This window comes from Enterocloster alcoholdehydrogenati, assembly GCF_013282095.1.
Taxonomy (GTDB): Bacteria; Bacillota; Clostridia; order Lachnospirales; family Lachnospiraceae; genus Enterocloster; species Enterocloster alcoholdehydrogenati.
The window spans coordinates 38,705-58,415 of sequence record NZ_BLTJ01000010.1; the positions used below are offsets into that span (position 1 = coordinate 38,705).

Annotated in this window: 17 protein-coding genes; 8 read left to right on the plus strand and 9 right to left on the minus strand. The window is 49.6% G+C overall.

The window, feature by feature from the left end; translation table 11 throughout:
• The first annotated feature begins 8 nt into the window (after nucleotides 1-8).
• Nucleotides 9-1,766 carry an ABC-ATPase domain-containing protein gene (locus HW447_RS12230; RefSeq protein WP_176255545.1) on the plus strand — a complete coding sequence of 586 codons (1,758 nt, stop codon included), beginning with the start codon at nucleotides 9-11 and terminating at the stop codon, nucleotides 1,764-1,766.
• On the opposite strand, the gene HW447_RS12235 is transcribed toward HW447_RS12230, so the two are convergent.
• Entirely contained in the window at nucleotides 1,746-1,976 is a 231-nt protein-coding gene (locus HW447_RS12235; RefSeq protein ID WP_176255546.1) for a hypothetical protein, read from the minus strand. The two genes, HW447_RS12230 and HW447_RS12235, sit on opposite strands and share 21 nt — an antisense overlap.
• 344 nt (nucleotides 1,977-2,320) lie before the next feature.
• Between HW447_RS12235 and HW447_RS12240 the strand changes: the two genes are divergently transcribed.
• From HW447_RS12240 to HW447_RS12255, 4 genes are all read left to right on the plus strand, one after another.
• A complete protein-coding gene (locus HW447_RS12240; protein ID WP_176255638.1) occupies nucleotides 2,321-3,172 on the plus strand; it encodes a ComEC/Rec2 family competence protein in 852 nt (283 codons plus the stop codon).
• A gap of 66 nt (nucleotides 3,173-3,238) precedes the next feature.
• Nucleotides 3,239-3,451, plus strand: a complete 213-nt coding sequence (locus HW447_RS12245) for a DUF3006 domain-containing protein (protein WP_176255547.1) — start codon at nucleotides 3,239-3,241, stop codon at nucleotides 3,449-3,451.
• A 128-nt stretch (nucleotides 3,452-3,579) separates the two neighbouring features.
• Nucleotides 3,580-4,587: an aspartate--ammonia ligase gene (asnA, locus tag HW447_RS12250; RefSeq protein WP_176255548.1), complete on the plus strand. Its 1,008-nt coding sequence runs from the start codon at nucleotides 3,580-3,582 to the stop codon at nucleotides 4,585-4,587.
• 19 nt (nucleotides 4,588-4,606) lie between these two features.
• Nucleotides 4,607-5,263, plus strand: coding sequence for a trimeric intracellular cation channel family protein (locus tag HW447_RS12255; protein ID WP_176255549.1), 657 nt, complete (start codon nucleotides 4,607-4,609; stop codon nucleotides 5,261-5,263).
• A 157-nt stretch (nucleotides 5,264-5,420) separates the two neighbouring features.
• Here the strand turns inward: HW447_RS12255 and HW447_RS12260 are convergent, their stop codons facing one another.
• From HW447_RS12260 to HW447_RS12285, 6 genes are all read right to left on the minus strand, one after another.
• The gene (locus HW447_RS12260; RefSeq protein ID WP_176255550.1) at nucleotides 5,421-7,091 is read right to left on the minus strand and encodes a Na/Pi cotransporter family protein; all 1,671 of its coding nucleotides are present in this window, start codon (nucleotides 7,089-7,091) and stop codon (nucleotides 5,421-5,423) included.
• 458 nt (nucleotides 7,092-7,549) lie between these two features.
• Nucleotides 7,550-8,698, minus strand: a complete 1,149-nt coding sequence (fucO, locus tag HW447_RS12265) for a lactaldehyde reductase (protein ID WP_176255551.1) — start codon at nucleotides 8,696-8,698, stop codon at nucleotides 7,550-7,552.
• A 195-nt stretch (nucleotides 8,699-8,893) separates the two neighbouring features.
• Complete coding sequence (locus HW447_RS12270; protein ID WP_243176299.1) at nucleotides 8,894-9,397, minus strand: TetR/AcrR family transcriptional regulator C-terminal domain-containing protein; 504 nt, start codon at nucleotides 9,395-9,397, stop codon at nucleotides 8,894-8,896.
• A gap of 214 nt (nucleotides 9,398-9,611) precedes the next feature.
• Entirely contained in the window at nucleotides 9,612-12,044 is a 2,433-nt protein-coding gene (locus tag HW447_RS12275) for a methyl-accepting chemotaxis protein (protein WP_176255553.1), read from the minus strand.
• Nucleotides 12,034-14,307 (minus strand): efflux RND transporter permease subunit, encoded by a 2,274-nt coding sequence (locus HW447_RS12280; protein ID WP_176255554.1) that lies wholly within the window; start codon nucleotides 14,305-14,307, stop codon nucleotides 12,034-12,036. The genes HW447_RS12275 and HW447_RS12280 overlap by 11 nt, the downstream gene beginning before the upstream one ends.
• A gap of 69 nt (nucleotides 14,308-14,376) precedes the next feature.
• Complete coding sequence (locus HW447_RS12285) at nucleotides 14,377-15,258, minus strand: N-acetylmuramoyl-L-alanine amidase family protein (protein ID WP_176255555.1); 882 nt, start codon at nucleotides 15,256-15,258, stop codon at nucleotides 14,377-14,379.
• 237 nt (nucleotides 15,259-15,495) lie between these two features.
• On the opposite strand from HW447_RS12285, the gene HW447_RS12290 reads away from it, so the two are divergent.
• Both HW447_RS12290 and HW447_RS12295 read left to right on the plus strand, forming a co-directional pair.
• The gene (locus HW447_RS12290) at nucleotides 15,496-16,092 is read left to right on the plus strand and encodes a TetR/AcrR family transcriptional regulator (protein WP_176255556.1); all 597 of its coding nucleotides are present in this window, start codon (nucleotides 15,496-15,498) and stop codon (nucleotides 16,090-16,092) included.
• 125 nt (nucleotides 16,093-16,217) lie between these two features.
• A complete protein-coding gene (locus HW447_RS12295; protein WP_176255557.1) occupies nucleotides 16,218-17,450 on the plus strand; it encodes a class I SAM-dependent rRNA methyltransferase in 1,233 nt (410 codons plus the stop codon).
• Here HW447_RS12295 and HW447_RS12300 read toward each other — a convergent pair.
• A complete protein-coding gene (locus tag HW447_RS12300; protein WP_176255558.1) occupies nucleotides 17,413-18,141 on the minus strand; it encodes a metallophosphoesterase family protein in 729 nt (242 codons plus the stop codon). The two genes, HW447_RS12295 and HW447_RS12300, sit on opposite strands and share 38 nt — an antisense overlap.
• A 290-nt stretch (nucleotides 18,142-18,431) precedes the next feature.
• Here HW447_RS12300 and HW447_RS12305 point away from each other — a divergent pair, with 290 nt between their 5' ends.
• The gene (locus HW447_RS12305; protein ID WP_408609678.1) at nucleotides 18,432-19,337 is read left to right on the plus strand and encodes a polysaccharide deacetylase family protein; all 906 of its coding nucleotides are present in this window, start codon (nucleotides 18,432-18,434) and stop codon (nucleotides 19,335-19,337) included.
• On the opposite strand, the gene HW447_RS12310 is transcribed toward HW447_RS12305, so the two are convergent.
• On the minus strand, nucleotides 19,322-19,681 hold the full coding sequence (locus HW447_RS12310; protein WP_176255559.1) for an arsenate reductase family protein: 360 nt from the start codon (nucleotides 19,679-19,681) through the stop codon (nucleotides 19,322-19,324). The genes HW447_RS12305 and HW447_RS12310 overlap by 16 nt on opposite strands.
• Between the last annotated feature and the right edge of the window lie 30 nt (nucleotides 19,682-19,711).

Below are 19,711 nucleotides of genomic sequence, written 5' to 3' on the forward strand. Positions count from 1 at the left end.
AACAGAATATGAAAGCATCGCAGGAACTGCGGCGTCTGCTGGAATCCATTGACCGTAAAAGCTACCCGGCCTACAAATCCGCTCAGGGAGCCTATAATTTTGGAGATTATGTTTTAAGTATCGACCATGTTCAGGGAGATCCTTTTGCTTCCCCGTCTAAGCTCAGTGTTTTTATATCCCATCAAAAAGCCGGTTATCCGGCAGAACTTTTTGATGCGCCCCATAAGAAACAGGCCTTTGAGGATTATCTGGTGCGGCAGTTCTATCAGGAATCGGCCCGGTATAATTTTAAGGCAAAAGGCTCAGGAAAAAGCGGCTTGATCGCTATCAGCCATCCAGGGCCGGAGATCCTTTCGCGGACGGCCTGCGAGTGCAGTGCTCAGGGAATCGCCCTGCGGTTTGAGGTAGGCTTTCCAGCCAGCGGACGAACCATCCAGGCAGGCGAACTGATCCGAATCCTCTTTGAATTTCTGCCAAAATGTGTGCGCCAGGTTCTTGTATTTAAAAACCGGCCTGCCGGTGAAGTCCAGGCTGTGGCCCTGCTGGCAGAGGATCAGTATTTTATACGCCAGGAATTAAAGCGGCTGGGACTGGTGTCCTTTGTGGCAGACGGCTCGGTTCTGCCAAGGGAAAGCGGTGTGTCAAGCCGGCCCATGAAGGGAAGCGTAGCCTTTCATTCGCCGGAGTCCCTAAGGGTAACGCTGCAGCTCCCAAACCACAAAACCCTGACGGGAATGGGGATCCGAAAAGGAATCACTCTGATTGTGGGCGGCGGCTATCACGGGAAATCCACGCTTTTAAAGGCGTTAGAGGCGGGAGTATATGATCATATAGCCGGTGACGGACGGGAGTATGTGATTACGGACGATACGGCCTTAAAGCTTCGGGCCGAGGACGGGCGCAGCGTGCGAAACGTTGATATTTCCATGTTTATCAACGATCTTCCCAACAAAAAGGATACCCTTTGCTTTTCTACCAAAGACGCCAGCGGCAGTACGTCTCAGGCGGCGGCTGTGGCGGAGGGCATTGAAAGCGGCAGCCGTGTATTTTTGATCGACGAGGATACGTCTGCCACAAACTTTATGGTGCGGGATGACCTGATGCAGCATATCATAAGCCGCAGCAAGGAGCCAATCACACCCTTTATCGAACGGGCCAGGGATTTATATGAGAAGGCCGGAATCTCTACGGTTATGGTGGCCGGCAGTTCAGGAGCCTATTTTTATATTGCAGACACCATTATTCAAATGGACAGCTATATCCCCTGTGATATCACGAAGTCTACAAAAGAATTCTGTGCCGGATACGGCACAGGGGCTGTTGAGGCGGCGCCAGGATTTAAGCTGCCGCAAAAAGGGCGGAAACTGACGGTTTCTGGACAAAACGAAGGCTCTCAGAATCCAGGATGGGGCGGCCCAGGCCAGGGCAGACGAAACGGACTGGATGCGGACTGGCGCAAAGAGCGGATCAAGGTAAAGGTATATGGAAAAGATTCCCTGCAGGTGGGAAAGGAAACGGTAGATCTGCGTTTTGTAGAACAGCTCATCGATGGGGAGCAGACGCACGCACTGGCACAGATGCTGCGTTTCTGTCTGGAACACAGGCTGCTGGAACGCTATTGCGTAGCTGATACCGTGGCTCTGATACAAAAAGAGACGGCAAAGGGCGGCCTCACTGCTGTGAGCGGCTGCTCTTATGCCGCCATGGGACTTTGTATGCCCCGGACCCAGGAGATCTTTGCCTGCCTAAACCGGTTCCGCGGCTAACATTTCCTTAAGATCGCAGAGGGTCATTCCCTTCTGCTTCAAAAGTTCGCTTACTTCTTTGAAGCGCTCCAGCTCGATCTCGGAGATAATCTCCTTCTCTCTGGAGCGAAGGGTGTCCAGACTGCTCTCATACTGGGCAATGGCGGCCCGGATATCGGACAGCTCAGACTGAAGTTTTTCTGTGTGGGTTTTTCTGATTCCTCTTGCCATAATTTGGATACTCCTTTTCTTTTTCTGGCAGCCATAACAGGCGGCTGTAACCCTGTCCGTCACTTTCACAAAACGGACAGGCAATTCCTCTCATAGTAATATATGGAAAACGAGGGAAAATTATAACTGAATGGAAAGGCTAATAAGATATGACCGGATGGAAATCACATTTTTTAAAGAAACTGCTGCTGTTTACTGTGCTCTTGGCCTCCCTGGCTCTGGGGGGCTGCTCCAGCGCCGAGGCGCAAAAATACATCGAATCGGCTGCGGATCAGGCAGCCTCCGCCGCCTGGGACTATGCAAAGGAAGCCGTTAAAGGCCAGTTAAATGACCTTGGAAACAGCATGGGCAATGGAGGGAGCACGGGCAGCAGTCAGAATACCTCTGATGTAACTCCCAGCACAGGTACGCTCAAAGTCCATTTCATTGACGTGGGCCAGGGAGACAGCATCCTCATTCAGGACGGCAGCCACTCCATGCTCATTGATGCCGGTGAAAACAACCAGGGCAAGACAGTGACCGCCTATCTGAACCGTCAGGGTATCTCCTCTCTGGACTATGTTATAGGCACTCACCCTCACTCTGACCACATCGGCGGCCTGGACGACGTACTTCGTTCCTTTGAGGTAAAAAACGTGATCCTGCCGCCTGTGGAACATACCACCGCTACCTTTGAAGATGTGCTGGACGCTGTAGCGGACAAAGGCCTTACCATCACAAAACCAGTGCCTGGAGATACCTATGAACTGGGACAGTCTCATTTTACCATCCTTGGCCCTGCTGGGAATTACGGAGACGAACTGAATGACTGGTCTGTGGGCATCCGCCTCACAGACGGCAACCATTCCTTTGTCATGTGTGGCGACGCTGAGCAGGAGGCTGAGCAGGATATGGTAAACAGCGGCCTTACACTCTCCGCAGATGTGCTAAAGGCCGGACACCATGGAAGCCGCACATCCAGCAGCCCGGACTTTCTGAAGGCAGTCTCCCCTTCCTGGGCAGTCATTTCCTGTGGAAAAGGCAATTCCTATGGCCATCCCCACAAGGAAACTCTGGAAAAATATTCCAAAGCCGGAATCCAGGTGCTTCGCACCGATGAGCTGGGAACCATCATCGCATCCAGTTCGCCGGAGGCCTTAAGCTGGAGCCATGCAGATGCTTCTGGTAAAGAAAAACCCATAGACCTGGCGCAATAGACGCAGCCGCTAAACCATATTTAAGAAAAACCTGCCGCCGGCAGGATCTCACAGGAGGAACTGCATATGATCGCTATCATCGACCGAATCGAAGAAACACTGGCTGTCTGCCAACGGGAGGATCGTTCCGTTTTCACCGTCCCTTTATCTGCCTTGCCGAAGGGCGTAAAGGAAGGAGATGCTATTTCCGAGGAAAATGGTGTGTTTGCACCTGCGCCGGATGAAACAAAACGGCGCAGAGAACGGATCCGACGGAAAATGGAGGATCTTTTCCAATAACCTCTTGCGCCTTTTTTTCTTTAATGATACCATAGGAGTGATTTTATTCACGCCGGATCCCGGAGGCGCAGAGCCTGTACGCTCCCGGAGATTTCGAGAGTACACACTATTTTATGGAGGATAAATCAATGGAACTGATTATACCTGAGAAATATGACCCCAGGCTTACGATCCGTGAAACCCAGGATGCTATCAAGTACATCCGCGATACCTTTCAGAAGGAAATGGGCCGGGAAATGCACCTGGAACGTATCTCCGCCCCCCTCTTTGTAGAGAAAAGCAGCGGCTTAAACGATGACTTAAACGGCGTAGAGCGCCCGGTTCAGTTTGATATGGCGGGCCTGCCGGGAGAAACTCTGGAGGTAGTGCACTCTCTGGCAAAATGGAAGCGCATGGCCTTAAAGGAATACGGATTTAAGCCAGGGGAAGGCCTTTATACCAACATGAACGCCATCCGCCGGGACGAGGAGCTGGACAATCTGCACTCCTGCTATGTAGATCAATGGGACTGGGAAAAGGTGATCCGAAAGGAGGAGCGCACCACTGAAACCTTGATGGAAACAGTGCGTGAGATCTTTAAGATCATCAAACATATGCAGCATGAGGTATGGTATAAGTACCCTCAGGCAGTAAAGCAGCTTCCAGAGGATATTTTCTTCATTACCACCGGCGAACTGGCCGAAATGTACCCGGAGCTGACTCCCAAGGAGCGTGAAAACCGGATCACCAGAGAGCACGGCTGTGTATTTTTAATGCAGATCGGAGATAAGCTGGCAGACGGAAAGCCCCACGACGGCCGCGCGCCTGACTATGATGACTGGAAGTTAAACGGCGATATTCTCTTCTGGTTTGACACTTTAAACTGCGCTCTGGAGATATCCAGCATGGGAATCCGTGTAGACGAGGCTTCCCTGGCAGAGCAGTTAAAAAAAGCGGGATGCGAGGAGCGAGCCAAACTTCCTTATCATAAAATGCTCTTAAACGGAGAACTGCCCTATACCATCGGCGGCGGTATTGGACAGTCCCGTCTGTGTATGCTGCTTTTAGACCGCGCCCACATCGGCGAGGTGCAGGCAAGCATCTGGCCGGAAGAAATGCGCCGGATCTGCAGAGAGCATAAAATCTATCTGCTGTAAAGGGGAATCAGGAACGTCTATGGAAAATATCTCCCTTTTTTTCCTGATTGAGGCCATTGGCACCATTGCCTTTGCCTCTTCCGGGGCTATGACAGCCATCCGCAAGCGGCTGGATCTCCTTGGAATCATCATTCTGGGGGAAACCACAGCCGTAGGCGGAGGTATGCTCAGGGATATCCTCTTAGGCAGAGTACCTCCCAGCCTTTTTATCAATCCGGTCTATGTAATCATGGCCTTTGTGACCGTGCTGATACTCTTTTTCATTATCCGTTTTAACCAGCAGATCATGACCGGGCCTTATATTGTAGCCTACGAAAAGATCATGAATATCTTTGATGCCGTGGGACTGGCCGCATTTACCGTTACCGGAATCGACACAGCGGCTATGGCCGGTTATGGAGAATACCACTTTCTCTCCATTTTCCTGGGGGTTCTGACGGGAGTCGGCGGCGGCGTGCTTCGCGATATCATGGCAGGGCAGACACCCTATATTCTGAAAAAGCACGTCTATGCCTGCGCCTCCCTTGCAGGAGCAATCTTTTATGTATATCTGTCGGGTGCGCTGGGCTCCAATGCAGCCATGGTAACAGGAGCGCTCTTAGTAATCGCCATCCGGCTTCTGGCCACCAAATACTGCTGGGATCTGCCCAAGGCTACTGCAGACGAGCCCAAATGATCTGCCGCTTAGACACTGCGGCAGCAGCTGATCTGTCTGATCGCCGTATACAGCATCATCCGCCATACCTGAATGCAGAAAAAAGCGTCACCGACAAAACTGTGCCGTCCGGTGACGCTTTCTTGTATTTTAGTATCTTCTTTTCAGCCTGCCTCTCTTATGCGTTGGCTGCCGCTGACTGTGTAATTCCCTCATCATTGAGGTTGATCATGTCATATGCCTCAGCAATATTCAGCATATGGTCCCCGATTCGCTCATAATCCGTAAGCATCTCAGAATAAAGTATGGATGCCTCCACGCTGCAGTGGCCTTCTCTCATACGGTCAATCTGATTCTGACGGAATTTCAAAGTGATATCATCTATCTTCTGTTCAATCTCCTGTACCTTTTCCAGGGTGAAATTTCTGCTGCCTGCGGCGGCCTGCTCCAAAAGCTCCATTCCCTTGGAACAGCTGTCTGCCATTACTGTAAACTCGCTCTGAGCGTATTCAGAAAAGGTCAGCTCCTTTTCCTTGATGGTCTGGGCGTACTCTGCCAGGTTCATGGCATGATCGCCGATCCGTTCAATATTTCCCAGAACCGAATACATCTTATTCAGTGTTTCTATGTCCTTAGGCGTCTGATCCAGAACCAATACACGGGATATTTTTTTTGAGAGCCGTACATTTGCAAGGTCAATCTCCTCTTCCCGATCCTCAATTTCCTTTATCCCATCTTCTCCTGGTCCCTGCTCTACTGCCTGGAAACTGGAATCTACATTCTTTACCGCCATGGACATCATATCGCGGATCTCCTCACGAAGCTGGCTGATGGCGATGGTGGAAACCCCCAGATGATGCTTGGAGGCCATAAGTCCCTCCAGCCAGTGATCCTCATCCATAACCCTGGCCTGGGTGTCGGGCAGAAGCTTCTCCACCGCTTTTACCAGCATGGTTCCAAATGGAAGGAGAAGAATTGTGGTAACCAGATTAAAGGTTGTATGGACATTGGCAATCTGTGCCATAGGATTGCCGGGAGCCATGCGGATCATAAAATCCGTAAACGGCGTTACCAGGCTGATCACTACAAAGATGGCCGTTCCGATGATGTTAAACAGCAGATGGATGGCCGTAGCGCGTTTCGCATTTCTGGTCGTTCCAATGGAGGCCAGAACAGCCGTAATGCAGGTACCGATATTCTGTCCGAAGAGAACGAATACGGCGCTGTGCAGATCAATGACCCCGCTCATCGCCAGAGCCTGTAAAATACCGACCGATGCGGAGGAGGACTGGATCAGCGCCGTAAATCCTGCACCAACCAGAATCCCAAGCAGAGGATTGCTGAACCTGGTCATCAGTTCCACAAACTGCGGTTCATCTCTTAACGGCGACATGGCGGAACTCATCATGTCCATACCGATGAACAGAACGCCGATGCCGGCCACAATACCGGCGATATGCTGGAGTTTCTTGTTTTTTACAAAAACCAGGATCGCCACGCCTATAAAAGCAATCAGCGGAGCCAGAGCACCGATATCCAGTGCGATCAGCTGGCCTGTAATGGTGGTACCGATATTAGCGCCCATAATCACCCAGACAGCCTGGTTTAAGGTCATGAGCCCGGAATTAACAAAACCCACTACCATAACGGTAGTTGCGGAGGAAGACTGGATCAGCGCCGTAATCACAGCTCCCACCAGAACGCCTAAAAAGCGGTTGGAGGTCAGGCGCTCCAAGATCTGCTTCATCTTGTTGCCCGCCGCAGCCTCCAGATTGGTGCTCATCATCTGCATTCCATAGAGGAACAGCGCCAGACCTCCCAAAAGTCCTAAAAGCAATTCAACTCCCATATTTTCTCCTTTTTGTTTGAATGAGAGACATTTTCATATCATTTTACGGATAATATCAACTTATTTTCCAAAAACAGCGCAAAATATAAGACACAGCCCGCCATCTTTCATCAAGACCGCAGGTTATGTCTTTGACCGCTTCTTACACCATCTGAAACAGGAGATACATTCCGCCATGTCTCTGCCCTCTTTTCATCTTTTTAACATATTTTTTACGTTTTATTTACACATTTTTATTATACGGGATATTTTATAGCCCGTCAATATACTTTTTCGGCAGGCAATGTAAAGTATATGTAAATTGTATGTAAAGTATGCAGACCAGCGCTCCGCTGTGCGTGAAAAACACATACGAAAGGCGCTTTCCCAGCTGAACCAGCCGGCCGAAAGCGCCTTTTCATATATCAGATCTTATAAAATATGATAACGCAAAATCCTCTGCTGCCTGAGCAGGCGAATTACATCAGAGACTGATACAGGGCCTTGATATCCTCAAAGGTTGGATCCTTTGGATTGCCTGGGCGGCAGGCATCGTCCATAGCAGACTGTGCCAGGAAATCAACATCCTCCGGCTTAACGATGGCCTTCAAATCAGCAGGGATGCCTACGTCTGCGGACAGCTTCTTTACTGCATCTACGGCTGCCCTGCGGTACTCTTCCTGACTCATGTTTTCTGTCCCCTGTACGCCCATGGCAATGGCGATATCCTTATACTTGTCACCGGTGCAGGGAGCGTTATACTCCATTACCGTTGGCAGCAGGATCGCATTGGCGACACCATGGGGTGTGTCATACACAGCGCCCAGAGCGTGCGCCATGGAATGAACGATTCCAAGGCCTACATTGGAGAAGCCCATGCCGGCGATATACTGCCCCAGCGCCATGCCCTCACGGCCCTCCTTTGTATTCTCACAAGCTCCTCTTAGGTGTCTGGAAATCAGTTCGATGGCCTTTAAATGGAACATATCCGTCATTTCCCATGCGCCCTTTGTGATATAGCCCTCGATGGCATGAGTCAGCGCATCCATTCCGGTAGATGCTGTCAGCCCCTTTGGCATGGATTCCATCATATCAGGGTCGATCACTGCCACTACCGGGATATCATGGGTATCAACACATACGAACTTGCGCTTCTTCTCTACGTCTGTAATCACATAGTTAATGGTAACCTCTGCCGCTGTTCCCGCTGTGGTAGGAACTGCAATGATCGGGATGGAGGGATTCCTGGTTGGGGCTACGCCCTCTAAGCTTCTTACATCCTCAAATTCAGGATTTGCAATAATGATGCCAATGGCCTTGGCTGTATCCATGGATGAGCCGCCGCCGATGGCGATCAGATAATCAGCGCCGGAGGCCTTAAACGCTGCCACGCCGGTCTGCACATTTTCAATGGTCGGATTGGGCTTGATATCAGAGTAGATCTCATATGCCAGGCCTGCTTCATCCAGCACGTCTGTCACATTCTTTGTAACGCCAAAACGAATCAGGTCAGGATCAGAACATACGAATGCTTTTTTAAAGCTTCTTGCTCTTGCCTCGTTTGCAATCTCCGCAATCGCGCCTGCGCCATGATAGGAAGTTTCATTTAATACGATTCTGTTTGCCATATTCCTCTTCTCCTTTTTGCCTGTGTTTCGCTGCAGTCCGTCAGGCTGCTGTGACTGTCGGACGGAAATATTTTTCAGGTTTTTCTATTCGTTAATATTATAACGAATCGGGCAAAAAAATAAAAGTGACAAATAAAGTCATCTGTCACTTTCTCATATTTTTTGTGTATTATCACAAAATCTATTGTCTATATTTTACAACAGTTTTAATTCTTCAAATACCCCGGCAAGCTTTGGGGGCAAAGCATCCACCAGCTTATCCGCCATCTCACGCGGCGAAGCCTTCATGCCTCCCAGTACCCATTTGACCGTCATATAGACGGATCCCCGGCAGTACATCTCCAAGAGGAACTGAAGCTCCTCACTTAAAGGACGGCTGGTTCTGCGCCCGATAAGATCCCGGTAAAACTGAAGGATCAGTTCAAAATCGTGCTCCTTCACAGAGTTTCTGTCATCGCTGCGGAAGGCCTCTGTAAAAAATACCTTTTCTGCCCGAATAAATTCAAACTTCTGCGTCAGGCTCTCTCCTACGGTATGTCCCATTCCGATCTGCTCAAAGGACTGGAGAACCAGCTTGTCAAAATACCAGTTGATCAGATCATATTTATCCAGAAAATTGCGGTAAAAGGTCTGACGGGTCAGGCCGCAGCCCTCCGCAATACTTTTTACTGTGATCTTGTCTACAGGAGAGATTTTCATGCACTCTTTAACCGAGGCTGCCAGTCTGTATTTTGTTTTTTCCTGTTTCGAGGGTTCCACGGACGCCTCCTTTCTGACGGTGACTCTTCCAGACAGTGATGCGTCTGCGCCGCCTGCCATCCCACTGTCCGGGCTTTTTAGGTAATTAAAACGCTGAGAGCGCATCCTGATCAGGATACGCTCTTTTTATCATACCAGAAGTTCTCCGGCTTTTCTATCTGTTTTTGAAAACATCTGCAATGGCCTGCCACATTTTTACAAGGACATTCCACATCCGGCGCAGAGGACTGATCTTTGGCTCCTGTGTCTCAGCGTCCATGGTCTTGTGTTCTTCATCGTCAAGACTAATCTCATCCGTGCGCAAAATTACCTGAAGTGTCTTGGGCGACGGGTTTTCGGATGAGGTAAAGGATACCTTTTCCGCATCGGGATCCATGAAGAGGAAACGGTTTTCCGTATCGTAACGGTCCAGCTCACTGTCAATAACATCCTTCATGGTGCGGCCTGCGCGGCGAACGCCGGAGGTGCCGTCAAGAATGCCCAGGCTCTTATCCAGCAGTTCCATGCTGGCCTGCAGACTTTCCCTTGCGGCGTCATCTATATCGCCGCTGGAAGCCTTTAATGTGTTCTGTACAATGGTAAGTGTACTTACACTGCTGTTGAGCGCTTCTGTGGTACGCTCTACCAGAGCAGACAGGTCATCTAAGGAGGCCTGCAGATCCGGGTAGTAGACATCTAAGGAATCATGAAGGGCTGTCACATCTTCAATAAGCATATCCATATTGTCTGCCAGATCAGCGCTGTACTGAGCGGAATCTGAGATATCGTCCATGAGATTGGATGCCGTTTCTGTGAATTTCTGGCTGTCCTGGTTGATCTTCTGAAGCATCTGCACCATTTCCTGAAGATTCTGGCTGGAGGCAGACTCCGTCACCATGGGAACCTCGTTCTTTTCAATCTGTGCTCTTGGAACAGCGCGGCTTAAGGTCTGTTCGGAAGAATCGGAGGCTGCATCTGTGGAATCGCTGTTTCCGGTATTCCCGGTTCCGGCGCTCTCATTATCTGTTGCTTCACTTCCGCTGGTATCGTTTCCGGCAGCCTCGTTACCCGTTGTTTCACTTTCGCCGGTATCGCTTCCTGCCGTTTCGTTACCTGTTGTTTCACTTCCGCTGGTATCGCTCCCGGCAGCCTCGTTACCCGTTGTTTCACTTTCGCTGGTATCGCTTCCTGCCGTTTTGTTACCTGTTGTTTCACTTTCGCTGGTATCGCTTCCTGCCGTTTCGTTACCTGTTGTTTCACTTTCACTGGTCTCATTTCCCGCAGATTCCGTTGTTTGGTTTTCCACAGCCCTGGTATCCGCCGCATCGATTTCCAGCGCCTCGGCATCGTATTCCTCAAGCTCACTCATCAGCCCGGCCATCTGTTCCAGTATTTCCGTTGTCTGCACCTGGAATGCGGCATTGGTCTGGATCAGATAGCCCAGATCATCCCTGATATCCGGCAGCTGTTCTCCAATGGAGGCCGTACTGCTCTTTATATTTCTCAGTCTCGTATACAGCTTGCCCAAAGGTTCCTGCATCTCTCCCATGGTTCCTACGATATCGCCCATACTGCTGTGCACCACCTCGGCGGTTTCCTTTGCAGTCTGCAGATGGGGAACCATGGTTCCCAGCTGGTCGGACATGGCAGTAAGCGCTGCCAGAGACTGGTCATTTCCTGCCAGGATGCTGTCTTTTGAGCTGCTCCACTTTTCTCTTGCGCGGTCTGCTGCTGCCAGGCCGGACTGCATCTGGTTTACGCCGTTTCGCATATCCTCTACGGACTGAGCCATCTGCTCCAGGCTGTCATAGAGGTCATCTCCTGCATCCTTCCATGTATCCTTCGCTTTCTTCAGATCCTTGATATGCTCCAGATCCGACACGGTTCCCGGCGTCATGGCCATGATCACTCCCGTAGTTTCAAAGCTGTCTGTACCGATGCGCACCGTGTAATCTCCATCCTCACCCGGAAGCGCGGTAAAGACAACGCCTGTGTACTGCCCCATATTCTGGGTCTGAGAGCCATCTGCATCCACACTGTAGCATTTGGACAGATCCACCGGAACTGCCACCATAAGGATCATATTGTTGCGGTAATAAAGATCTGCATTCTCATTGGGCGTAGCCGTCACATGGATCTCTACCAGTCCCGATGCCCCGGCCAGTTCCTCACCGTTTACAGGAACGCCGTTCAGCTTGTAGGACACATCAAACGTCCATGGCAGCGCCACCTGTTCATTGTCCAGGGTACATTTATAATAAAAACGTCCCTTCTGGTCTGCCGGCAGGTTCCAGGTCACCTGACCGTCCCCAAGCTGCGGCTGGTCGCCTGTGGACATATTTTCTACTGCCGTATATGTTCCATAATCTGTAAAATTTGTGATGCCATTCAGATTACAGCCCTTTACCACATTTACCTTAGTGGTCTTTCCGTAAAGATCCAGATTAACATACATCGTTTCATCTGTCTCTACCGAAGCAGGCGCGCCATAGGCGGGCAGGGATGTTTCCCAAATGTCCGCATCTGCAAAAAGGCCGCTTCCTGCTCCCGTTGCTGTGATCGCAGCCGCAAGGGCGGCTGCCATAATCTGTTTGCTTCTAATCCTCATCGGTCTTTACCTCCGTTCCCATCCCGTTCGTTTCCTGTCTTACGGCAGCCAGGTTCGCCTTCCCAAATGCCTTTGCTCCTGTCTTTACCGCGTTTTTTCCCTTTTTATGGAACCTTGCCAGCAGCTTTTTAAAATCTTCCCATTCATTGCTGGTAATGATCCTGTCAAAGAGAACCAGCAGGGCAGGCAGCACAGTCAGCACCAGGATCACGCTAAAGAGTGCGCCGCGGCCGATCAGATGGCCCAGATCACCGATTGCCGCCGTATTTGATATGAAATGAATGATGTAGCCCGCCAGTATCAAAATGGTTCCCGATGTAAAGATGGAGCCGCAGGACATTTTCACAGCCTGGAGGCAGGCCTCCTTTTTCTTCATTTCCTTCCGGCAGGCCATATAGTTGTTTGTAAGCAGGATAGAATAATCTACCGTAGCTCCCAGCTGTATGCTGCTGACAATAATATATCCCATATAAACCATGGTGCTGCCTGTAAGGTACGGCACCGCCATGTTTAAAAAGATCGCAACCTGAATAGGAATCATGACAATAACCGGCACCAGTACGGATCGGAAGCTGAACATGACAACCAGGAATACACCCAGAAGAGAAAGGACATTTACATGGGCATTGTCTGCAGTGATAAATGTCTTGATATCCTGGGTAGACGGGGTCTCTCCCACCACAAAGGAATTCTGCGGATAGTATTTCTGAACGATCTCCCGAATGGTATCCGTATCGCGAAAAGCCTCTGTACTCTCTGTTTTCGTCCGTATGTATACCAGCATCCGGCTCTTATCTCCCCGATGAAGCTGGCTGGTGACAGAATAGGGAAGAAAATCTTCCGGTATCCCCTCAGGCAGTGTATTGGCCATGGATGTGACGCTTTTTACAAAGGGAAGATCCTCCAGTTCATCAGACATGGCCTTTTCTGTTACCGGGGAATCATTGGGATAAAGCACCAGGAGCATATTGCTGCGCCCAAAAATCCTGGTGATCTCAATATCATCATCATAGACCTGGGTTCCTTCGCTGGCTCCTACGGCGCTGTTTCCGTAGAGGTAGTCATTCATCCCCTGAGCCACATAAGCCGGGGGTACGATTAAGACCATCACAATCAATGCCGCATAACGGAAACGATATATGCCTCTGCTTAAACGGTTAAAAGGCGGAAGGAAGGGCCTGTGGGCCGTTTTTTCGTTCCAGTCCGCAAATTTTAAGATCATGGCCGGCATGAAAAATACCACCGTCAGGAGACTGAATATAATCCCCTTTGCAAGAACAAGGCCCATATCAAAGCCAATGCTGAATTTCATGCACACCAGGGCTAAAAAGCCTACCACCGTAGTCAGACTGCTTGCAAAAATTGAATTGATCGCCGCATCGATGGCATTTGTCATGGCCTCCTCATTATTTAAGCCCTTCTGCCGCTCCCTGGTAAACGCATCCAGCAGGAAAATAGAGTAATCCATGGAGGTGGCAAGCTGCAGCACCATAGCTACATTATTCGTCAGAAAGGACACTGTGCCAAGGAATATATTGGTACCCCGGTTTAAGAGGATCGCCACTCCCATGACAATCAAAAAGAGGAATGGCTCTGACCAGGCCGTAGTGGTAATGCATAACACTGCAAAAATCATAATAACAGCCACTAACAGGATCAGCTGCATCTCACTCTCAATGTTTTCCTTCAGGGATTTGTTCTGTACCGCCATGCCTGTATAGTACCCTTTATCCCCCAAAAGATCCTTGATCTCATCCACCGCGGCAGAGGTGAGCTTTGACGTATCGCCTTCGTCAAAGGTAATATCCATTACCGCACAGTTATCTTTATAGTAATCATCAATGTCATCCATATTGATGAAATCCTGACCTGCATAGATATTGGTGGTGGTGTCACACCAGAGCACCTGATCCACACCGTCAATGGCTTCTATCTTATCCTTATACTGTTTGGCCTCATAAAGGCTTACATCCTTTATCATAATACGGGCCGTTCCCGGATATCCGAAATCTTCCTTCATCTGGTCCAGTCCGATACGGGAAGCCGCTTCTTTTGGCAGATATTCCGTCAGATCGTAGTTTACGTTTACAAACAGCATGGTGATAAGAGACAGGATACATCCGATCACAAAGATGCCCTCAATCCAGCTCTTTCTGCGGAAAATAAAACGGGCCAGACGGATGGACACCTTTTCCTTCTGCGTTCCCTCCGGTCTCCTGTCTTTTTCCTTTTTCTTATGTCCCAGTATCAGTTTCTTTTCCATATCTCTTTACTCCTCATTCTGAAAACCCCTTTTTATGTTCTGTATTATCTTTTTTCTGATATGGTTCTGTCAGCGCATGAAGAGAAGCATAAACCAGTGGCGTCCATCCTTTTCGCAGTGCGCCATACCCATATACCGATAATAATCCAGCGTATACCTTCTGTCTTTGCCTGACGCATAGTTCCGATCCATGATCTCCATCACTTTGTCAAATGCTTCATCTGCATCCTCACAGTTTCGCACATAGATTTCCTGACAGGTGCTGTTCCTTCTGTAATTGGCTGCAGCCAGACAGTCCTCTATGCTTCCCTCTCCCGTAACTCTTCCGTCTGCATAACCTTTTTCCATGGCTGCCTCCAGACGACCGGCGGCGATTTTGTTGAGTTTTACATCCATCTTAAAACCGGCATAACGGTCATAGCTGGTATGACTGTCTCCATCATACTCCTCCTCCCGATCCGGATGGGCGTCAAAATACTGTTCCTTCTTCTCATCTCCCAGCTGGTCAAAGAGGGCCTGCTCTTCATCGTCATAGCAGCCTGCGGGGTAAGCGCCGCCCCCGGTGTTCTCTCTCCAGGCTGCGCCTGTGAGGGCCCCATCGCCTGAAAAGGTATAAACGGCATTGTCCAGTTCCAGTTTTCCCAAATTCATACCCCCATCTTCGTGAAAGTAATACCAATCGTCTCCGATCTTCTTCCATCCCCTTACCATGACGCCGTTTTCATCCAGATAATAGGTACGTCCATCTGTGTTCAGCCATCCGGTAAGGGCAGTTTTGTCCTCCTTCTGCCAGTACCATTTTCCATCCAGACAGATCCAGCCAAAAGCAGAGGTTCCCTCCTCTGCCAGAGCTGTCATATTTCCCGGAAATGACTGGGGCGCCAGGCTGGCGGCAACAGTCAGCGCCGTTAAAAGCAGCCCAAAAAAGTTCTTCTTATTCCATTGTTTCATTTGCTTATCTCCCGATCATTTATCATCATACAAGGGTTTAATCAACCACCTAAATAATAATTGACATTTGTCTATTACTTAACTATAATGGATTATACTAACTTATATCTAAAATAACAATCATTGATTTTTCTTTCTTTGATGAATAATAGACACTTCTTCAGTTAGTGTTGTGCAATCAGGTAAAAAACGATATTTTCCATCGTGTATAAAGGGAAAAGAGAAGGAGGAAACAGCATGAATACGGATGCAATGGACCGACGGGTGAGAAAGACCAGAAAGCAGTTAAGGGAATGTCTTGTGGCTCTGTTAAAAAAGAAACAGATTCAGGATATCACGGTTCGGGAACTGACCGATATGGCAGATTTAAACAGGGGAACCTTTTATCTTCATTATAAGGATGTATTTGATCTGTTAGACCGGACAGAATCGGAACTTCTGGACGAATTTAACGGCCTGATACAAAAGCATACTGCAGATGACCTGATCCGCCGGCCTTTTGAGATATTTAACGAAATCTACACCCTTGTGTATAAGAATGCAGATCTTGTGGAGATCCTTCTGGGAGAAAACGGGGATTTGAATTTCCTCAACCGGATGAAACAGGTAATCCGGGACAAGTGTCTCCACAACTGGATGGAGGTGGTCAGAACCGGAAATACAGCCGTGTTTGACGCATATTTTGCATTTATCGTCTCCGGCTGCGTGGGACTGGTTCAGCACTGGCTGCGAACGGGCCTGAAAGAAACCCCGGAGCAGATGGCCCATCTTACAGAAAAAATCATCAGCGACCAGATCCATGTGCTGTCGGAAAATCCTTTTGAAATGAAATAAGCCAGCGATCCGGACATTTTATTCAATGAACAGGTGGCATACGCGCAGAATCTGTGATATAAATAAGGTTGTAATTTTCGCAGCAGACGGCCCAGATCCGTCCCTGCGCCAAAAGGAGAACTTGTATGACAAAGGATGATTTATACAGAGAGACCGCCTGCGTGCGGATCAAAAAAGGTACAGGCCGTTCCCTGAAAGCGGGAAGTGCCTGGATCTATGACAATGAGATCGACACCATTACCGGTGAATATGAAAATGGGGATCTGGTGCGGGCAGAGGATTTTGACGGCTATCCCTTAGGGCATGGTTTTATCAATCTTCAGTCCCGGCTTGCCGTGCGGATGTTATCCAGAAAACGGGATGCCATAATCAATGATGACTTTATCGAAATGCGGGTAAGAAATGCCTGGGAGTACAGAAAGGCTACCGTGGACACCTCCAGCTGCCGCATCATCTTCGGAGAAGCAGACTTCCTGCCGGGGATCGTGGTGGACAAATTTTCCGATGTACTGGTCGTAGAGTCCCTGGCTCTGGGAATCGACCGCTTAAAACCGGTGATTCTTGAAAAGCTTATGGCTGTGCTCAGGGAGGATCATATCCATATTCGGGGTATCTATGAGCGAAGTGACGCCAGGGTACGCCTTCAGGAAGGAATGGAGCGGTTCAAGGGATTTATCGGAGAGCCATTTGACACCAAGGTTGAGATCACAGAAAATGGAGTCCGCTATCTGGTAGATGTAGAGGACGGACAAAAGACAGGGTTCTTCTTAGATCAGAAATATAACCGGCTGGCGATCCAGGAACTGTGCCGCAGGATAAAGCCAAAGCGGGTGCTGGACTGCTTTACCCATACCGGCTCCTTTGCCTTAAACGCCGGTCTGGCAGGCTCCGGTCAGGTTCTTGGCGTAGATGCTTCCCAGCTCGCCGTTGCCCAGGCCGAGGAAAACGCCCGCTTAAACGGTCTGGAAAACCGGGTGCATTTCCAGTGCGCTGATGTTTTTGACCTGCTGCCGAAGCTGGAACAGGAAGGACAGACCTTTGATGTGGTGATCCTGGATCCCCCTGCCTTTACCAAATCACGAAATTCCATCAAAAATGCAGTCAAAGGTTACCGTGAAATCAACTTGCGGGGCTTGAAGCTGGTAAAGGACGGCGGTTATCTGGCCACCTGTTCCTGCTCCCACTTTATGGATCCGGAGCTTTTTACAAAAACCATCCGGGAAGCCGCAGGCAGCGTCCACAAACGCCTGCGCCAGATCGAATACCGGACCCAGGCCGCCGATCATCCGATCCTTTGGGCAGCAGATGAGTCGTATTATCTTAAATTTTATATTTTTCAGGTGGTTGATGAGAAATAGGCTCCTCCTTTGCCGCCTCTTGCGAACATATATGGAAAGTTCCCTTTTCTATGACCATGGCAGATAAGCGGCCTCCATATACGCAGCCCGTATCCAGGCAGATGCTTCCTTTTTTGGGAAGGGGATGATCCCCTTTTAAGATCTGGGCGGGCCTCCCCTTTTCATCCCGGTATACAGCCTGATCCGCTGAGGTATGGCCGAAAATCAAAAGCTTTCCTCCATAGGGCTTACCGCCCGCGATCTCCCTGTCCCATAAAAAGGTATGGCGGTCGGTAGCTTTTGGCCCTTCCTCTGCCGCACCGGCATGGACGCATAGGAAAGCATCTGTCTCATAATAAAGGGGCAGTTCCTCCAGATACCCCACATATCTCTGAAAGGGATCCTTATGTTTAAAAAAGCTCTTCCTTGTCTTTCCCCCGCCGTTCCGATTCCAATGCACACGGTCATTGGTTTGTATCGCTTTAATGGCCATGTCTTCGTGATTTCCCATAATACAGTGAAGGCGTCCCCCCATCTTCGCCTTTAACCGCAGAATCTTTCTCAGAACCCCATAGGAATCTGGACCACGGTCTATGATATCTCCCAGAATAACAAGCGTATCCTCCTGTTCATCCAGTCCGGTCAATGGCAGCAGCGCCTGAAACTCCTTCAGGCACCCGTGGATATCTCCTACTATAATGGTCTTTGCCATGGATATTTTTCCTTTCTGTCCCTTCTGCAGACGCCTGAGGGCTTTTGCAGCATTTTTGATGGAAGTCAGTATAGCACAGCAAAAGGACATCCGCTACTGTTTTCTCCTGAAGCCACAGGCTGTCTGGCACCGGAAAGATCACTCAGCTGCACACCGGCGTGTTCCTGCCTTAGAGGAAAGATATCAGCATAATATACAGGCCGCCTTTGTATACTGGATTAACAGTGTATGCCGGCATTTTCCATCCTTTGCATTGGGCCGGAGCATACACGCTGTCTATAAGGGAGCGGATGAATATGAAAAATGACGGATCATGGGACTTTTCATTCTGGGGGATCGTGCTGACCGGAGTATTATTCTTAGGGGCTTTTGGAGCCGGACAATGGGCCGCCCAGAAAGCAGAGCTGCTGCGTGAGGGAACGGAGCAGCTGGCAGTATCTGAATCCCGCCTTTCTAAAGGGGGGGCAGACTCCCTGGAAGCAAAAGCCGAAGCTTCGGCAGACGGCAACTGGGGACTTGGATTTTCGCAGGAGGGAAAGACGCCCGTTGGAAATGCCTCTGCTGAATACCTGCGGCAGTTTGACGCCTGGTATGCCGGAAAACCGGATGAAAAAGTGATCTATCTCACCTTTGACGCCGGCTACGAAAATGGAAATACGGAACCGATTTTAGATGCGCTGAAAAAGCACAATGCACCGGCAGCATTTTTCCTGGTTGGAAACTATATGGAAACCAGCCCGGAACTTGTAAAGCGAATGATCGCAGATGGCCATACAGTAGGAAATCACACCTACCATCACCCGGATATGTCGAAAATTTCAGGCAAAGAAGCCTTTGAAAAAGAGCTCTCTGATCTGGAGACCCTATATGAGCAGACCACCGGCCAGAAAATGAAGAAATACTACCGGCCTCCTCAGGGGAAATACAGCGAGAGCAACCTACAGATGGCAAAGGAAATGGGATATAAGACCTTTTTCTGGAGTCTGGCCTATGTGGACTGGTACGCAGACAAACAGCCCTCGAAGGAAGAGGCCTTTAAAAAGCTTCTGGGCCGCATCCATCCGGGGGCTGTCGTCCTCCTTCACAGCACCTCTAAGACCAATGGCGAGATCTTAGATGAACTCCTGACGAAATGGGAAGAAATGGGATACCGCTTTGAGTCTCTGGATTACCTGACCGCTCAGACCTCCAGCTGATCCTCCCACTCTTTTTCACGAAAGCCGGGAAATACCCACTGGTCTGTAACAGCCAGAGGCCGTTTTACCAGCATACCGTCCGTAGCCAGAAGGGCCAGCTGCTCCTCCTCTGTCATCTGGGGCAGCCTGTCCTTAAGGCCCAGCTCCTTATAAAGGTTTCCGCTTGTATTAAAAAAGCGCTTTAAGGGAAGTCCGCTGCGTTTATGCCAGTCAGCCAGTTCCTCCTTTGTTGGATTCTGCTCCCTGATGGGACGTTTCTCATAAGCGATCCCTTTTTTATCCAGCCAGTCTAAGGCTTTTTTGCAGGTACTGCATTTATCATAGCATAATATAGTCAGTTTCATTCTGTTGCTCCTCCTTTTTTGTTTTCCATG

Bases quoted from the DNA above. Each gene is read 5' to 3' on its own strand.
- HW447_RS12230 (WP_176255545.1), top strand. From the start codon at position 9: ATGAAAGCATCGCAGGAACTGCGGCGTCTGCTGGAATCCATTGACCGT.
- HW447_RS12235 (WP_176255546.1), bottom strand. From the start codon at position 1,976: ATGGCAAGAGGAATCAGAAAAACCCACACAGAAAAACTTCAGTCTGAG.
- HW447_RS12240 (WP_176255638.1), top strand. From the start codon at position 2,321: ATGGGCAATGGAGGGAGCACGGGCAGCAGTCAGAATACCTCTGATGTA.
- HW447_RS12245 (WP_176255547.1), top strand. From the start codon at position 3,239: ATGATCGCTATCATCGACCGAATCGAAGAAACACTGGCTGTCTGCCAA.
- asnA (WP_176255548.1), top strand. From the start codon at position 3,580: ATGGAACTGATTATACCTGAGAAATATGACCCCAGGCTTACGATCCGT.
- HW447_RS12255 (WP_176255549.1), top strand. From the start codon at position 4,607: ATGGAAAATATCTCCCTTTTTTTCCTGATTGAGGCCATTGGCACCATT.
- HW447_RS12260 (WP_176255550.1), bottom strand. From the start codon at position 7,091: ATGGGAGTTGAATTGCTTTTAGGACTTTTGGGAGGTCTGGCGCTGTTC.
- fucO (WP_176255551.1), bottom strand. From the start codon at position 8,698: ATGGCAAACAGAATCGTATTAAATGAAACTTCCTATCATGGCGCAGGC.
- HW447_RS12270 (WP_243176299.1), bottom strand. From the start codon at position 9,397: ATGAAAATCTCTCCTGTAGACAAGATCACAGTAAAAAGTATTGCGGAG.
- HW447_RS12275 (WP_176255553.1), bottom strand. From the start codon at position 12,044: ATGAGGATTAGAAGCAAACAGATTATGGCAGCCGCCCTTGCGGCTGCG.
- HW447_RS12280 (WP_176255554.1), bottom strand. From the start codon at position 14,307: ATGGAAAAGAAACTGATACTGGGACATAAGAAAAAGGAAAAAGACAGG.
- HW447_RS12285 (WP_176255555.1), bottom strand. From the start codon at position 15,258: ATGAAACAATGGAATAAGAAGAACTTTTTTGGGCTGCTTTTAACGGCG.
- HW447_RS12290 (WP_176255556.1), top strand. From the start codon at position 15,496: ATGAATACGGATGCAATGGACCGACGGGTGAGAAAGACCAGAAAGCAG.
- HW447_RS12295 (WP_176255557.1), top strand. From the start codon at position 16,218: ATGACAAAGGATGATTTATACAGAGAGACCGCCTGCGTGCGGATCAAA.
- HW447_RS12300 (WP_176255558.1), bottom strand. From the start codon at position 18,141: ATGGCAAAGACCATTATAGTAGGAGATATCCACGGGTGCCTGAAGGAG.
- HW447_RS12305 (WP_408609678.1), top strand. From the start codon at position 18,432: ATGAATATGAAAAATGACGGATCATGGGACTTTTCATTCTGGGGGATC.
- HW447_RS12310 (WP_176255559.1), bottom strand. From the start codon at position 19,681: ATGAAACTGACTATATTATGCTATGATAAATGCAGTACCTGCAAAAAA.